Here is a 15,110-nt window from a genome sequence, read left to right on the forward strand (position 1 = left end):
GTAAGACTAAAAATACTAAACGCTTTCCGTTAACTATCTCTTGATTAGAAGCGCACCTGACCGCCAATCATATAACTGCGCCCTCTTCCCGTTTCATTATTTCTACCGCGTTCTTCCATCACTGCACCCGAATTCGCACGGTTTAGCGCGTCCGTGTAGTTTTCATTCGTGAGGTTATTAATCGCCATCATGAGTTTGAAGTGTTTATTGATTTCATAGTCTGCATACAGGTCAACAATCGTTGGCTGTTTCTCATACTTTTCTGTCATCGCATCCCCGTTCATGTCACCGTCAGGAACTGGGCTGATACGTTTAGATGGCCCCGTCCATGTAATGGCTGAGCCGAGGGTCAGTTTTTCATCAAACAGGCGAACCCCCGAATCTAAAGTAACGTAATATTCAGGTAATTGGGTAAAATCTCCTGCACTAAATACCGAGGTACTGTTAATTGACACTGGTTGTTTGCCAGACTCTTGGGTGTAAGAAACCATGGAATAAAATACCCCAGCATCGTAGTTCGCTTGTAACTCATAACCGCGCAAATTAACATCTCGTGGGTCGTTCACATAGATATCCGCACGCTGATAAAAATGAGGATTTTCTTTATCCCAAACATCGTCATTAATTAAGCACCAATCAAATTCATCCTGTGGATTTGAGCGACACAAATTGAAGGCTTTGCTCGTAATGTAGTCTTTAATCTGTGTATGGAACCACAAAGCTTTTAGGTTAAATTGGTCTCCTTCCACCACTAAATCCGGTTTGAAGCTATTAAACCCAATTTGCCAAGTTTTTGATTTTTCCCCTTTAAGGAACGGATTCATACTCTGACCGCCATTTGATGAGAAAAAGGCTTCTTGGGCGTTAGGGGCACGCATCGAATGCGCGTAACTCACAAATGGCTGAAATTCAGGGATAACTTGAGCAGAGATTAATATTCCCGGGTTAATACCACTTTCTCGTAGATTTAATGTACTGGCTTCTTGAGGGAAGCACTTTTCCGTCTCATCACAAGATGGTTTATAGCCCTGTACACGATAATTCAGATAGTTGAGGTCAAACGTTGCGGTGTAAATATCATAGCTCGCTTCAAACTGGGTATACAGGCTGGCAATATCTTGTGTGCCGCTCGGTGAAAATGGGTTATTGATAATAGTATTTGGATCTTCCACTGGCTGCGTGATTTTTTGGTATTTGGTCTTCATTAATTTCGAACCAACCTGCCACTTAAAATCAGTGTCACCATAAGAAAAATGGCTGGTATTGGAAATATTAATACTGTCAGATTTGTTCTCTGACTCAGCATCTTTTAATGCCCCGCCAATTGGCTCACCTTGGAATTTTTGGGTATTAAATCCATGGCTCGCTAACACTTCCACATCAATCAATTCATTGATTGGCGTGTATTTATATTTAAGGTAATAATCTTCGCTATTAATCTTACGGCTGGTTAATTTATTTTGTAAAAATCGACCACTGAATTCGACTTCATGGCTATCATTCGGTTTATATTTTAATTTAGTTAATTGAGACTGTGGTTTTTGTTTGAATGTCGGGTCCGTTGCGAATTCATCCGTATCAAAGCCATCGCCATTTTTATAACTGCCCGGGATATTGTGCCCACTCACCGCAATTAAGCCGCCAAAATAACCATCGCCGTCATTTAATAACGTTTTTCCCGCCACAGAAACCATGCCGTTATAACCAAGTCCATTATCTCCCCAGCTCCCTTTGCTACGGACTCCCCACAAATTATCTTTAAAAATCACATCATCGATAGATAAGGTACGAAAGTTTGCGCTTCCCGCTAAGGCGTTAACACTGTTGCTACCATTCAATTGCCCCTTTTCTACTTCAACCGCCACAATAAAGTTAGGATCAATAAGTGAACCAAAGTCATTACTCGGCTGCATACCGTGAGTAAATTTACTCGGCGATATTCCGTAATAGCTTTGAGTGACACCATCCACCATCATGTTTACGCGTCCAAAGCCACTCAGCCCGCGAATATTCACGTTGATGGTTCCTTGGCTCGCATCCATTTGGGTATAGGTTCCAGGCATCGAGCGGATAATCTTATCCATGGATTGTAATTTATTCTCGGTGCCGACCGCGCTATAAGCCCCCGGTTTTTCCAATGCTTTGACCAACGGCGTTTGTTTTTGCGCACCCGACACTTTTAATTGGCTAAAATTAACCACATCATCTTTCTGCTTATTTGTCTGCTGTGTGTTTTCAGACAAAGCGAAGCCGTGGAAGCCAGCGGAAATAGTCCCAGCTACCATGATTATTATTTTATTATTCATTAAACCATTCCTGTAAACGTACTGATAAAACAGCCGCTCACATTGCAAACGCAGAATAAAAATAATGTCTGCGAATAGGATCAGCTGCCGTGTTAATAAACCGTACAGCTGATCCTTAATAGCCTTATTTTTGGCTAATTATTATGGGTAACACTATTTAAAATTTGGGAAATATTTCGCTTTATTTTCTAACATCAGAATAAAGCTATATTCTCTCGCAATATCATCTAAGGCATTAAAACGGCCGGATTTTCCACCGTGTCCGGCATTCATATTGGTTTCTAATAACAATAAAGAATTGCCTTGTTTCAGATCACGCAGTTTTGCCACCCATTTTGCAGGCTCCCAGTATTGTACTTGGGAATCATGCAGCCCAGTGGTGACCAAAATATGTGGATAATGTTGAGATTTGATATTGTCATACGGGCTATAGGCTTTAATTCGCCAGTAATCTTCCTCATTCTCTGGATTGCCCCACTCGTCATATTCCCCCGTAGTCAGTGGAATTGATGGGTCAAGCATGGTCGTCACCACATCAACAAACGGCACCGCAGAGACCACGCCTTCATACAGATCAGGTGCCATATTGACGACAGCCCCCATCAGTAAGCCACCAGCACTACCGCCCATGGCATAGACATGGCCTTTTTCCCCATAGCCTTGTGCTAATAACGCGTTAGTCACATCAATGAAGTCCGTAAAGGTGTTCATTTTATGGACTGTTTTGCCCTGAATATACCAATTTTTACCCAGATCCCCACCGCCACGAATATGGGCAATGGCATACACAAATCCACGATCAAGCAGAGATAAGCGAGAAGAACTAAATGACGGGTCGATACCATATCCATATGCACCGTAACCGTAAACCAGAAGTGGATTTTTACCTTGTTTGAAACTATCTTTGCGATAAACCAATGAAACCGGCACTTTCATCCCATCTTGGGCAGTGATCCAAATACGTTCGCTTTGATAATTCGCTTTATTGAAATCCTTCACTTCCTCTTGTTTTAATAGCTGTTTCTCTTGGGTCAGCATATTAATTTCATACACCGAGGATGGTGTTGTCATGGAGGAGTAGCCGTAGCGTAATTTATCGGTATCTGGCTCTGGGTTATTGCCAATCCACGCCATATAAGCTGGGTCATCAAAGCGCACAGAATGTTCTTTGTGAGTTAACCAACTAATTTGACGAATATTCACTAAGCCGTTTTGACGCTCTTCAATCACCAACCAGTTATTAAATAATGCAAAATCTTCAAGGTCGACATCATCACGAGGTGCGATAAAACTCACCCATGGTGCCGTTGCATTATCCGCAATATACAATCCAAATAATGGATGCTGATGATTAGAACGAATATAGAATTTGCCGTTAAAATGATCAGGGTAATATTCCACACCCGTTTTGCGCGGTTGTAGCACTATCGCATCACGTTCAGGTTGGTTAGCATCCAAAAGACGATACTCTGACGTTTCGGTACTGGTGATCCCAATCAGAATATAATCTTTGGAGGTGGATTTCGCTAAACTGACATAGTAAGTATCATCTTTCTCTTCATACACCAATTTATCGGCGGATTGTGCTGTTCCATATTGGTGCTTAACCACTTGATAAGGCAGCAGGGTTTGTTTGTCTTTATTAACATAAAATAGTGTGCGGTTGTCATTTGCCCACACAATATTGCCTGAAGTGTTTGTCAGGATATTTTCTTGCCACTTAGCCTCATCAACCTTACGGAACGAAACCGCATAATCATTACGACCTTGACGGTCTTCAGCAATCGCGATCGTGGTGTTATCTGGGGAAATGGCTAGCGCCCCCATCCGGTAATATTCAGTCCCTTCCGCACGTTGGTTACCATCAACTAACACTGTCCATTCGCCATCACTATTAATTGGGCGTCTTTCATAAATGGAATAGTTTTTACCGGCGACAACGCGAGAACGGTATGTATAGCCATTGTAATTGTATGGCACCGATTCATCATCTTGCTTTACGCGAGATAATAATTCGTCGTAAATTTCCTGTTTTAATGGCTCGCCCAATTCAAGCTGCTGCGTGGCATACGTATTTTCTTGATTCAGATATTCAAGAATTTCCGGTGCTTCACGGTTATCGTCTCTTAACCAATAATAGTTATCAACGCGCTGATCCCCGTGGATAGTCATGGTATGGGGCTGTTTTTTCGCTATTGGTGCTAGCATTTTGTCCTCCGCAGCACTGCTGGCTGCATATAACCCAAGTAGTGTGATCACACAATAAGTAGTGATTCTATTACGCATAGTGAGTCCAATCTATTTATCATTAAGAGTAAAATCAATAGGTAACCTGACTGTTATCCGTCCATTCTTGAGAATTTCTGCAGGTGGTACGGGTAACGGTGCCGCGCGAGATAACACCTGCTGCGCTTCTTTATCTAAAGAGCGTGTGCCTGATGAGTTCACTAAACTGCTATCAAGTAAAAAACCTTGGCTATCTACCGTAAACATCACCACCGGTTTACCTATGCGGTTACGCCTTCCCGCATCTTCAGGGTAACGTTTATATTTATTTAATTTTCCAAGCACCATCGCTTCCCACTGTTTTTGTAGGCTATCAAGGGCTTCTGACTGACTATTGAGTTGTGCAGCAATTTGCTGGCTTTGAACAAGTGCAGCTGCATCGCTGGTCACTGGCGCATCGCTGGCTTTCGAATCTGTAGTTTGCACCTTCTTCACTTGCTGCTGCTCTTGTTTCTGTTTTTTCAACTCAGGCTTTGGTTTTTTCGCCGTTGTTTTCGTAAGTTGCACTTCCGCTTGCTCATTAACAGGCAATGGGGGAATAATGGCTTCCTCTGCTTGCGCTTTATGGGATTCACTCGCCACAGCCAGCTCTTGGGTTTGACCAATATTCACTTCCGTTAATTGTTTGGCTTGTGCTTCGATAGATAATTCCATCACCACCGAGGGGGGCGGCAATGACTCTTCCCATCGCGCATTGTGTGTTATCCAGATAAAAAACCCCACAATGGCAACATGCAGTGCCACGGCTAAAACCAGCCACCCGCCCATTTTCGAGGTTTTACTCACATACCCACTTTCAAACGTTATTGTGCTCATATTCATCTTACGTGCTTTTACAGAGTTGCAAATGATAATTAATAACGAATGCAAATGGAAATTATTTGTAAATAAATGTGATGATTACTTCACAAAATTAACGATTTTAAATCATCATATTGCTCGCACTTGTTGATTATTTCGGCGTGTACCAAACATAATCCGCATGCAAGTTATCGATTTCCTCGCCTTGCTCCGAAATAATCAATACTTTCAATGGCTCATCCGGCGCTAAATCGAGCACATGTAGCGGCACGCCAATTGCCCGCGTTGCATGATATCCACCTGCAAATAGTAATGCAGGTGCCGGAGCATCTAATAAGCCCTGCGCCATCGCCCTATCTCTTAACTGCTGGATCACCATCATCTTTATCGCTTGTTTATCATCCAACTCACCATTGTGTGAGCGCTTAATGGTTTCGCTGATCAATTCCTGAATAACAAGCTGAGTTGAATGTGCTCCCGTTAGTGTCGGTGGGTTGTCATAAGCCTTCAGCACAGCATCTCGATTAATATTTGCCGCTAAAACTGGGGATGGCTGAGCCAGTAAAGACTTCACTAATTCCCCATATTGCGCCCACGGCCAACCATTATTCCAATGCAAAACCTCTTGCAGTTTTTCATCTCGAATATACGGATTCCCTTGCATCTGTTTTTGAACATTGTTAACTCGACTTTGTTGATCAGGAGTGAGCATTTCCAGTAACACCGCACCTTGAGGGCGTATTTGCTGCATTTCTTGGGCTACCCATTGCTCAATTTGATGATGGTAAATATTGTCGTGTTTCTCCCCGACAATTACGCGAGGTGAGGCAGCAAGCTCTTGAATTAACTGCTGTGGAGTGATGGATTTCCCCGAATCTAAATCAATGATTTTGCCAGCTTGTGTGAGTTGAGGATCCAGTTGCAGAGCGGTTTTTGGTGTTTGCGAGGTACATCCTAACTGTGTGAAACTCAAAACGAAAAGCATCCCTAAACTCAACAGTGATGGCTTTTTCGTTAAATAATTCAAAGAACGTGCTGATATCATTATCTTTTCCATATAGTGACTTTGAAGCCATTCAAAATACAGATAATGATAATCATTTTCAAATAAAAAAGACTCCCATTAACCACAATGGAAGCCTTTATGCGGAACTCGATGATTAATCAATCATTCGAGAAACTATTATAATGAAACTAATTACAGTGGGTTCGTTTGAGCTTCCACTGCGGCTAGCGCCACCATGTTGACAATACGACGAACAGATGCGATTGGCGTTAAGACGTGGACAGGTTTCGCTACCCCCATCAGCACAGGACCCACAGTAACACCATCAGAACTTGTCACGCGCAGCAAGTTATAGCTAATACGCGCCGCTTCCATATTTGGCATAATCAGTAAGTTTGCTGAGCCTTTCAGTGGGCTATCTGGCATCACATCTTTACGGATAGACTCAATCAACGCCGCATCCGCATGCATTTCACCGTCAATTTCCAAGTTTGGTTCACGCGCTTTCACTAATGCCAATGTATCGCGCATTTTTTGTGCTGAGCCACAATCTGAAGAACCAAAGCTTGAGCGCGATAACAGCGCCACTTTTGGTTCAATACCAAATCGACGAACCGTATCCGCTGCCATTAACGTAATTTCCGCTAACTCTTCTGGCGTTGGATCTTCATTCACATAAGTATCGGCAATAAAGGTATTACCGGTTGGTAATAACAAGGCATTCATTGCCCCTGCAGTATGCGCACCTTCCCGGAAACCGAACAGGTCTTTGACGACTTGATAGTGTTCACTGTAGCTACCGATTGAGCCACAGATCATCCCATCAGCTTCACCACGCAGAACCATGATACCGCCGATAATCGTTGGGTTAGCAACTAATGCTCGACGCGCCATTTCTTGAGAAACACCACGGCGTTTCATGATTTGATAATATTCTTGCCAGTACTCTTTAAAGCGTGGGTCATTCTCATTGTTGACCACCTCAAAGTCTTTGCCTAGCTCAATATGCAGACCCAGTTTTTGGATGCGCATTTCAATCACACTAGGGCGTCCCACCAGAATAGGGAATGCTAAACCAAGGGAAACCAGCTCTTGAGTTGCGTGTAATACGCGCTCTTCTTCCCCTTCCGCTAATACGATGCGTTTTAGCTCTTTTTTCGCTTGAGAGAAAATTGGCTTCATAAATAAGTTTGTTTTATGGACAAACTGATTCAGTTTTTCAACATACGCATCCATATCCGCGATTGGACGTGTCGCGACACCTGATTCCATTGCTGCTTTTGCCACTGCTGGCGCAATCTTCACGATAAGGCGCGGGTCGAATGGTTTTGGAATGATATATTCAGGACCAAAGAATAAATCTTGGTTACCGTACGCTGAAGCAACTTCTTCACTTTGTTCCGCCAGCGCTAAGTCAGCGATAGCGTAAACACAAGCCAGTTTCATCTCTTCATTGATTGTTGTTGCGCCGACATCCAGCGCACCACGGAAGATGAATGGGAAGCACAGAACGTTGTTAACTTGGTTCGGGTAGTCAGAACGCCCTGTACAAATAATGGCATCTGGGCGAACTTCTTTCGCTAATGGTGGCAGGATTTCCGGCTCAGGGTTAGCTAATGCTAAGATCAGCGGATCCTTCGCCATGGTTTTCACCATTTCAGGTGTTAATAAGCGAGGGCCTGAACAACCTAAGAAAATGTCAGCATCAGGGATAGCATCCGCTAATGTACGCTGACCATTATCGTCAATGGCATACGCAGCTTTAGTCGCATCCATTCGCTCATCACGACCTTTATAAATCACCCCTTTTGAATCGCAAACGGTGATATTTTCGCGCTTTAATCCTAACGCCACTAATAAGTTCATACAGGCAATCGATGCGGCACCCGCACCGGATACGACTAAACGAACATCGCCAATTTCTTTTTTAACGATGCGCAGACCGTTAATCACCGCCGCGGTACAAATAATTGCGGTTCCGTGTTGGTCGTCATGGAACACAGGAATATTCATGCGTTCACGTAATTTTTGTTCAATATAGAAGCACTCTGGTGCTTTAATATCTTCGAGGTTGATACCGCCGAATGTTGGTTCCAGCGACGCGATGATATCAATCAGCTTATCAGGATCGGTTTCATCGACTTCAATATCGAAAACATCAATACCCGAGAATTTCTTAAATAGCACCCCTTTCCCTTCCATGACAGGCTTACCTGCCAATGCGCCGATGTTCCCTAACCCTAGTACCGCAGTACCGTTAGAGATAACACCCACAAGGTTACCTTTTGCTGTATAACGATACGCTTTTAGTGGTTCTTCTGCGATTTCTAGGCAAGGCACCGCAACACCTGGAGAATAGGCTAAGGCTAAGTCACGTTGAGTGGTTAACGGTTTGGTTGGTGTTACAGTAATTTTCCCAGGATGAGGAAACTCATGAAAATCGAGAGCACTTTGTTTTAATTTATCATCCATCATCAAGTCCTTTCAAAATTTGGTAAGGTAAGAGCCATCACAGTATAAACACATCTTGTTAGCAAATCATGATCACGCCTATGATTTCCAGAAAAATCTTTCAATTACAAGGAATTTACACGGATTTGCCATAAAAATACAATGGTGAATATCTAGACATACACAATATTGTTATTCATATCATTTTTTAAATTACTTTAATTTTTTCAATCTTAGTTATTATTTTTATGAAATTAATGTATTATTCTAAAGTTCGTTTTTTAGTCTTAAATATATCCAGCTCCATAATTTTCGCTCCCATTATTCAGGCTTTTATATAGCTAATTAATTCATCAATTAAGAATAATGAATTCATGCAATCTTAAATAGATTATATTTTAACTATATCAACTCTAGTTAATCTAATAAGTTATCAGACATAAAAAAGGAACCCACTATGTCTAATCACACGGTTATGATTATCGATGAACATCCTATTTTTCGTTTTGGATTATCCCATTTATTAAAGTCAAAAGCTGACTTTGACGTCACGGCGGAGGTTTCAAATAGTAAAGAAGCGTTGAATATCGCCACCAGTAAACAACCTAATATGATACTAATAGATACTATTCTTCATGGTAATAAAACATTTGAAACGATTCGATTACTACGTAAACATTGCGCTAACAGTTATTTACTGGTTCTTTCACTTTCGACGATGAAAACCGATATCTACGCCGCTATCGATGCCGGCGCTCAAGGTTATCTATTAAAAAATAGCGAACTCGATATGCTGCTTAATAGCATGAAAAAAGCAATGGAGGGGCACCATGTATTTAGCGAAAAAGTTTATCAGCATTTGATTACTCGACATCAATCTAAAGATCCACTTTCCACATTAACTCGCCGTGAATGCGAAATATTACACGAAATGGCAGCCGGATTAAAAAACAGAGAAATCTCTCAGTTATTATTTATTTCTGAAGAAACCGTTAAAGTTCACATTCGAAATATCTTAAAAAAATTACGAGTCCGATCTCGTTTAGAAGCCAGCTTAATATACATGCGTTCAAAATAATTCTATTTGATTTAATTTAATTAACGTAATTTGTATAAATTGATTATTTTATTGTTTATATATAATGTTATGAATATTAACTCTTCATTAGTTATTATTAAATCGCTTGTTAGATTAATAAATCTTTTCGATTCAAAGGGGTAGACCATAATTGTATTTTCCCTCATTATGTATGGCATACATTGTTCGCCATCAGAGGAAAATTATATGTCCAACACCCCTGCATCCCCTTATATCATGTACGGAATTAAAAACTGCGATACCATTAAGAAAGCTCGCCGTTACTTAGACGATAACGCAGTCGGCTACCAATTCCATGATTACCGCGTTGATGGCATCACTGATGAACTCCTCTCTACATTTTTGCAACACATCGATTGGGAAACCTTGGTGAATAAACGAGGTACAACTTGGCGCAAACTCAGCGATGAAGAGAAAAATGCAGTTGTCGATGCTGATAGCGCGAAAAAAGTCTTACTGGCTGAACCTGCAATGATCAAACGCCCTGTTCTTGTTTCTGCTAATGGTCATTACCTTGTCGGGTTTAACGCCGACGATTACCAAAAATTCACAAAATAAAAGGTGACTCAATGAACTGCCCTGTCATTGAACTTGCAAAACAACTTATCGTCCGTCCCTCTATCAGTCCAGATGACCAAGGTTGCCAAGATTTACTCATCAATCGTTTGAATAAAATCGGCTTTACGGTGGAAAAAATGCCTTTTGGGGACACCCTCAATTTTTGGGCTCATCGTGGCGGCACTGGAAAAACCCTCGCCTTTGCCGGTCATACTGATGTCGTCCCTGCTGGCGATCACAGTAAATGGCAAACTCCGCCATTTACTCCAACAATTATCAATCAACATTTATATGGTCGTGGTGCTGCCGACATGAAAGGCTCTATTGCCGCCATGATCGTTGCAGCTGAGCGCTTTGTAGAAAAACATCCAACTCATACTGGCCGCCTCGCGTTTTTAATTACCTCCGATGAGGAAGCTAAAGCGACTCACGGCACCGTAAAAGTGGTCGAGACGTTACAATCCCGTAATGAGCCTGTCGATTACTGCTTAGTGGGGGAACCGTCCAGCCAGTCTGCGCTTGGTGACATCATTAAGAATGGCCGTCGCGGCTCTATTACTGCTCACTTAACTATTTTGGGTACCCAAGGACACGTTGCCTATCCACATCTTGCTGATAACCCAGTACACCGAGCAACAGGCTTTCTGCAAGAATTAGTCTCGACTAAATGGGATGATGGTAACCAATATTTCCCAGCCACCAGCATGCAAATCGCCAATATCAATGCTGGTACAGGTGCCGATAACGTCATTCCTGGTGAACTAAAAGTACAATTTAATTTCCGTTTTAGCACCGAACTAACAGATACCATAATCCGCGAACGCGTGGCTGACATGTTAGAGCGTCACGGACTGAAATATCATTTAGATTGGTTCTTATCAGGTCAGCCATTCTTGACGGGCGACAGCGAATTAGTGAGTGCAACGGTGCAAGCCATCCAAGAAGTCACGGGGCGCTCAACCACCTTATCAACCAGCGGCGGCACCTCTGACGGACGTTTCATCGCCCAAATGGGTACTCATGTTATCGAGCTAGGTCCATTGAATGCAACAATCCATAAAGTGGATGAGTGTGTTAGCGTCGATGATTTACAACAGCTCGCTGTAATCTATGAACGTATCATGGAGCTTTTATTACTATGACTCTCTCCATCGAGATGTTAACTGGGCGCTCCACCGACCATTTAGTGACTTTGGGCGGTAATCACCGCCTACAGTTTAATACCACTAAAGCGTTTCTTGCCATGCAGCAAGCGGCGGCACGCGCCGGGTTTAAACTACAATCCGCCAGTGCTTTTCGTGATTTTTCTCGCCAGCAGATCATTTGGAATGAAAAATTTGCAGGTAAACGCCCTGTCCTTGATACCCATAGTCAACCGTTAGATATTTCAACATTATCTGAAGGGGAATTATGTGAAGCGATTTTGCATTGGTCTGCGCTACCAGGGGCGAGCCGTCACCACTGGGGTACTGAGATTGATGTTTACGATCCTCTTCGCATTCCTGCTGGGCAAACCTTGCAATTAGAACCTTGGGAATATCAAGAAGGGGGTTATTTTGCTGAGCTTAATCATTGGTTAACTGACAATATGGCGACTTTTGATTTCTACCGCCCGTTCACCGCTACCAATGCAGGTGTTGCACAAGAACCTTGGCATATTAGTTATTGGCCGTTGTCCCATGAAGCTGAGCTGCTATTGACGCCAGAAATTGTTAGGCAGGTGCTAACCGAAGAAGATATTAGTGGAAAAACCTGGTTATTAGATAACCTTGAGTATGTTTTTAACCACTATATTAGAGTGCCTGAATGATTTATCTGTCACTCAGTCTCTTGCTGAGTGACTCCTTTCCCCATCACGTCATCATAAATCTGGGTTATTCTGATCCGAATTTGACATATCGACGACAGGTAAGCGGTACATAAAAATCAGTAACCAACACATCCCTAAAAATAACCCAATTTTTAGCCAGCCATAACTAACCACCCAAATCGAAAAGGCAAACGTAATAACGATTAACGTCATGGCTTTCGGTTTTACACCTTTTGGTAGCGCACGATGCGCTTGCCAGTGACGTAAATACCCGCCAAACCATGAGCGATATAACAACCAATTATGGAAGCGTGGAGAAGAACGCGAAAAGCACCATGCCGCCAATAATAAGAAGCAGGTCGTTGGCATGACCGGTAAAATAGCCCCAAGAAAAGCTAAGCCAACAGCAATCCATCCTACTGTAATGAATATGATTTTCTTTATATTCATTCAGGCTCTCCCGTTACAACAAAAAACATGGTTAAATGACCCCACTAAAGCCAGCCAACTGCGTCATGTGGGCAGGCCTACACATTATTATGATTAAAATAAGAAGGCAAATATGCATTGGTTAGCCGATTACTGGTGGGTCATTCTACTGTTATTAGTCGGGGTCATTTGGAACTCAGTAAAAGAAATGATGCGTCTCGACCCCAAAAAGTATTTAGATGACAAACCTGAAATTCCGCCTCACAAAGATAATAATCACCTCTGGGATGATGAAGACGACGACTGGCCTAAAGACAAAAAGCGCTAATTTGTTGCCTTAAACTTTTCACCTCTTCAGGGTAATAGTCATTCAGCCACTGTGCGATTTCGGCTCTTGCCCGTTTTAACCACTGTTTTTGCCCTGTTAACCCGAGTTGCATGGCAATACGTTCAACAGATAGTCCTTGATAAAAATAAGCCCCAAGGGCAGAGCCTGTTATTTCAGCCGAATGTTGTCGCTGTAAAATCGCTAAAAAACGCTGTAATGACGCCTCACTTGCGGCTAACGAACGGTGGTAGTCGCTAAAGCCAACTAATTCTAGCCAATCTCCATCATCCAGTAGCTGCTCAGATGTGCTTTTCAGACAAAATTCATTCAGGTCATTTCGCCAAAATAGATCCCGCTGCAATCTCTGTTGCCCTAAATGGCAAATTGACTGAGCTTCTGCGGATAATGGCAATATCGCCATCGCCGTAAAACAACCACTACTCGCCTCAACATGCCGCCCAATTCGTACGATTTGGAACCCTGATGATTGCCAAAAAGCCAATAATTCAGGGGTTAAACCAAAGCTGACCGATAGGAAATCTAAACCTTCCTGAATGCCTTGCTCAATTTGCGATTCTAATAACCGGTAACCCATTTTTTGGCGACGATATCCAGCATTTACAGCGATACGCATCACTCGTCGAGAATCTAATCTCGGCGCTTGAGGGAAATAGCAATGCGCTGCGAGGGATTGAGCAACCAGATTTCCCCGTGGGCGTCGTTGTCCTGCCCAAATTTGCCAGCTCAATTTTTCATCTAACCCCCCTTCATCCACCATCCACACAGCGCCGATAACGTCCTGATTATGATGGCTTGCGACGGCAAAATACTGGTGTTGCGCATCCAATAATCGGCGTAAATCTAACGGCGAAGTCCGATAATGTGCCGCGGTCAATAAACCATAAAATGCGTGGAGTTGTTTGGGATCATGAGCCAGCTGCTGCTGGGTAAGCGACTTGAGAATAATCGGTTCTGACACGACATTCGTCGAAGCAGAGCTTTCCAATAATAAACTTTGGTTAATCACCCTTTCGAGCGGGTCATGTTCTGCAAAGCGGATCGGCTGAGTGAGCGACAGCGAGGTAAAATTTTCGAGGCTATCGCAAAATTTCATTATAAAACCACGCCCCGTACCTTCATAACCTTCCACCGTCGTGGTCATAAGTACCCGTGGGAAAAAGGCGATAATCTGCCGCAGAATATGGGAAGGAATGGCGGCAGCTTCATCAATGATTAGCCAATCAGCCTCAATTTTCTGCCCTGATTGGCAATAGTGCAAAAGCGCATCAGGTGCCCAAAATTTGAGTTCATGCTGAGCATATTCGGCAATCACGCCGGTGGTCACTTTCGCTGGCGCACAACACCAACATACTCCGTTCCACGCCTTGATCAGCATCCCTGCAACAGTGGACTTGCCTCGTCCGCGAGGGGCGATTAAGCCCCATACTCCGTTTTTTGCAGACAGCAATTGTCCGAGCGCATCTTGTTGCTGCTCTGTCGGCTGACCCGAGGGGGCTATCCATTTGGGGTGATCGGGTAACAAATTCAGTAAGCGAGGTTGGTTTCGTTCCTCAAGCTGTTGATCAATAAACAGCACATCAGGGCAATTTCGAAAAATGCGTTGCAAATGATGCACAAAATTCGGTGTGGGGATTTCACCAAATTGCTCATTCCATCTCACACTATCCGCATCATGTTGCTGCGCCCATAAGGATTGGGGCGGTGTACAAAGCACCAATAAGCTTCCTGCTTTTAGAGTCCCCGCTAAGATAGCCAGCGCTTCGCTGTGTAACCCTTTACGCGCATCAAAAATACCATGAACAAATTCGCGTCCAAGCAGGAGTTGGGCTTTTTCTGGTGGAATACTATTGGGTAATTCAGGAGAAAGACAGAGCCAATCACCCGATAAGAAGCTTTGAAATTGCTGAAGCACAGATGTAACCCACTCATGCTCCCCAGATAAAACCAGCAGGCGGCGGAAACCGAGATGATGTAGCTGTTCAACAATCGCTTGTAATGAATTTTTCATCGCCAAG

12 protein-coding genes are annotated in these 15,110 nt (G+C 43.1%); 5 read left to right on the forward strand and 7 right to left on the reverse strand.

Annotated features, from left to right (window positions below; translation table 11 throughout):
* Nucleotides 1-44 precede the first annotated feature (44 nt).
* The 5 genes from LDO73_RS10070 to maeB form a co-directional block, all read right to left on the reverse strand.
* Complete coding sequence (locus LDO73_RS10070; RefSeq protein ID WP_224057762.1) at nucleotides 45-2,306, reverse strand: TonB-dependent receptor domain-containing protein; 2,262 nt, start codon at nucleotides 2,304-2,306, stop codon at nucleotides 45-47.
* A 153-nt stretch (nucleotides 2,307-2,459) separates the two neighbouring features.
* The gene (locus LDO73_RS10075) at nucleotides 2,460-4,592 is read right to left on the reverse strand and encodes a S9 family peptidase (protein WP_224057763.1); all 2,133 of its coding nucleotides are present in this window, start codon (nucleotides 4,590-4,592) and stop codon (nucleotides 2,460-2,462) included.
* A gap of 12 nt (nucleotides 4,593-4,604) precedes the next feature.
* Nucleotides 4,605-5,408: an energy transducer TonB gene (locus LDO73_RS10080; protein WP_224057764.1), complete on the reverse strand. Its 804-nt coding sequence runs from the start codon at nucleotides 5,406-5,408 to the stop codon at nucleotides 4,605-4,607.
* A 136-nt stretch (nucleotides 5,409-5,544) separates the two neighbouring features.
* Complete coding sequence (locus LDO73_RS10085) at nucleotides 5,545-6,438, reverse strand: ChaN family lipoprotein (protein WP_224057765.1); 894 nt, start codon at nucleotides 6,436-6,438, stop codon at nucleotides 5,545-5,547.
* A gap of 153 nt (nucleotides 6,439-6,591) precedes the next feature.
* Nucleotides 6,592-8,871 carry an NADP-dependent oxaloacetate-decarboxylating malate dehydrogenase gene (gene maeB, locus LDO73_RS10090; protein ID WP_224057766.1) on the reverse strand — a complete coding sequence of 760 codons (2,280 nt, stop codon included), beginning with the start codon at nucleotides 8,869-8,871 and terminating at the stop codon, nucleotides 6,592-6,594.
* A 436-nt stretch (nucleotides 8,872-9,307) separates the two neighbouring features.
* On the opposite strand from maeB, the gene LDO73_RS10095 reads away from it, so the two are divergent.
* The 4 genes from LDO73_RS10095 (at nucleotide 9,308) to LDO73_RS10110 (ending at nucleotide 12,317) form a co-directional block, all read left to right on the forward strand.
* Nucleotides 9,308-9,928: a LuxR C-terminal-related transcriptional regulator gene (locus LDO73_RS10095; protein ID WP_224057767.1), complete on the forward strand. Its 621-nt coding sequence runs from the start codon at nucleotides 9,308-9,310 to the stop codon at nucleotides 9,926-9,928.
* A gap of 207 nt (nucleotides 9,929-10,135) precedes the next feature.
* On the forward strand, nucleotides 10,136-10,507 hold the full coding sequence (locus tag LDO73_RS10100) for an ArsC family reductase (RefSeq protein ID WP_224057768.1): 372 nt from the start codon (nucleotides 10,136-10,138) through the stop codon (nucleotides 10,505-10,507).
* 11 nt (nucleotides 10,508-10,518) lie between these two features.
* The gene (dapE, locus tag LDO73_RS10105; protein ID WP_224057769.1) at nucleotides 10,519-11,649 is read left to right on the forward strand and encodes a succinyl-diaminopimelate desuccinylase; all 1,131 of its coding nucleotides are present in this window, start codon (nucleotides 10,519-10,521) and stop codon (nucleotides 11,647-11,649) included.
* Nucleotides 11,646-12,317, forward strand: a complete 672-nt coding sequence (locus LDO73_RS10110; protein WP_224057770.1) for a M15 family metallopeptidase — start codon at nucleotides 11,646-11,648, stop codon at nucleotides 12,315-12,317. Before dapE ends, LDO73_RS10110 begins: the two co-directional genes overlap by 4 nt.
* A 51-nt stretch (nucleotides 12,318-12,368) precedes the next feature.
* Here LDO73_RS10110 and LDO73_RS10115 read toward each other — a convergent pair whose 3' ends face one another.
* Nucleotides 12,369-12,761: a DUF454 family protein gene (locus tag LDO73_RS10115; RefSeq protein WP_224061169.1), complete on the reverse strand. Its 393-nt coding sequence runs from the start codon at nucleotides 12,759-12,761 to the stop codon at nucleotides 12,369-12,371.
* A gap of 118 nt (nucleotides 12,762-12,879) precedes the next feature.
* Here LDO73_RS10115 and LDO73_RS10120 point away from each other — a divergent pair, with 118 nt between their 5' ends.
* Nucleotides 12,880-13,074 (forward strand): YpfN family protein, encoded by a 195-nt coding sequence (locus LDO73_RS10120; RefSeq protein ID WP_224057771.1) that lies wholly within the window; start codon nucleotides 12,880-12,882, stop codon nucleotides 13,072-13,074.
* Here LDO73_RS10120 and LDO73_RS10125 read toward each other — a convergent pair.
* Nucleotides 13,055-15,103, reverse strand: a complete 2,049-nt coding sequence (locus LDO73_RS10125; RefSeq protein WP_224057772.1) for a tRNA(Met) cytidine acetyltransferase TmcA — start codon at nucleotides 15,101-15,103, stop codon at nucleotides 13,055-13,057. The genes LDO73_RS10120 and LDO73_RS10125 overlap by 20 nt on opposite strands.
* Nucleotides 15,104-15,110: the final 7 nt, after the last annotated feature.

Source organism: Providencia alcalifaciens, assembly GCF_915403165.1.
GTDB classification, from domain to species: Bacteria; Pseudomonadota; Gammaproteobacteria; order Enterobacterales; family Enterobacteriaceae; genus Providencia; species Providencia alcalifaciens_C.

Bases quoted from the DNA above. Each gene is read 5' to 3' on its own strand.
- LDO73_RS10070 (WP_224057762.1), bottom strand. From the start codon at position 2,306: ATGAATAATAAAATAATAATCATGGTAGCTGGGACTATTTCCGCTGGC.
- LDO73_RS10075 (WP_224057763.1), bottom strand. From the start codon at position 4,592: ATGCGTAATAGAATCACTACTTATTGTGTGATCACACTACTTGGGTTA.
- LDO73_RS10080 (WP_224057764.1), bottom strand. From the start codon at position 5,408: ATGAGCACAATAACGTTTGAAAGTGGGTATGTGAGTAAAACCTCGAAA.
- LDO73_RS10085 (WP_224057765.1), bottom strand. From the start codon at position 6,438: ATGATATCAGCACGTTCTTTGAATTATTTAACGAAAAAGCCATCACTG.
- maeB (WP_224057766.1), bottom strand. From the start codon at position 8,871: ATGGATGATAAATTAAAACAAAGTGCTCTCGATTTTCATGAGTTTCCT.
- LDO73_RS10095 (WP_224057767.1), top strand. From the start codon at position 9,308: ATGTCTAATCACACGGTTATGATTATCGATGAACATCCTATTTTTCGT.
- LDO73_RS10100 (WP_224057768.1), top strand. From the start codon at position 10,136: ATGTCCAACACCCCTGCATCCCCTTATATCATGTACGGAATTAAAAAC.
- dapE (WP_224057769.1), top strand. From the start codon at position 10,519: ATGAACTGCCCTGTCATTGAACTTGCAAAACAACTTATCGTCCGTCCC.
- LDO73_RS10110 (WP_224057770.1), top strand. From the start codon at position 11,646: ATGACTCTCTCCATCGAGATGTTAACTGGGCGCTCCACCGACCATTTA.
- LDO73_RS10120 (WP_224057771.1), top strand. From the start codon at position 12,880: ATGCATTGGTTAGCCGATTACTGGTGGGTCATTCTACTGTTATTAGTC.
- LDO73_RS10125 (WP_224057772.1), bottom strand. From the start codon at position 15,103: ATGAAAAATTCATTACAAGCGATTGTTGAACAGCTACATCATCTCGGT.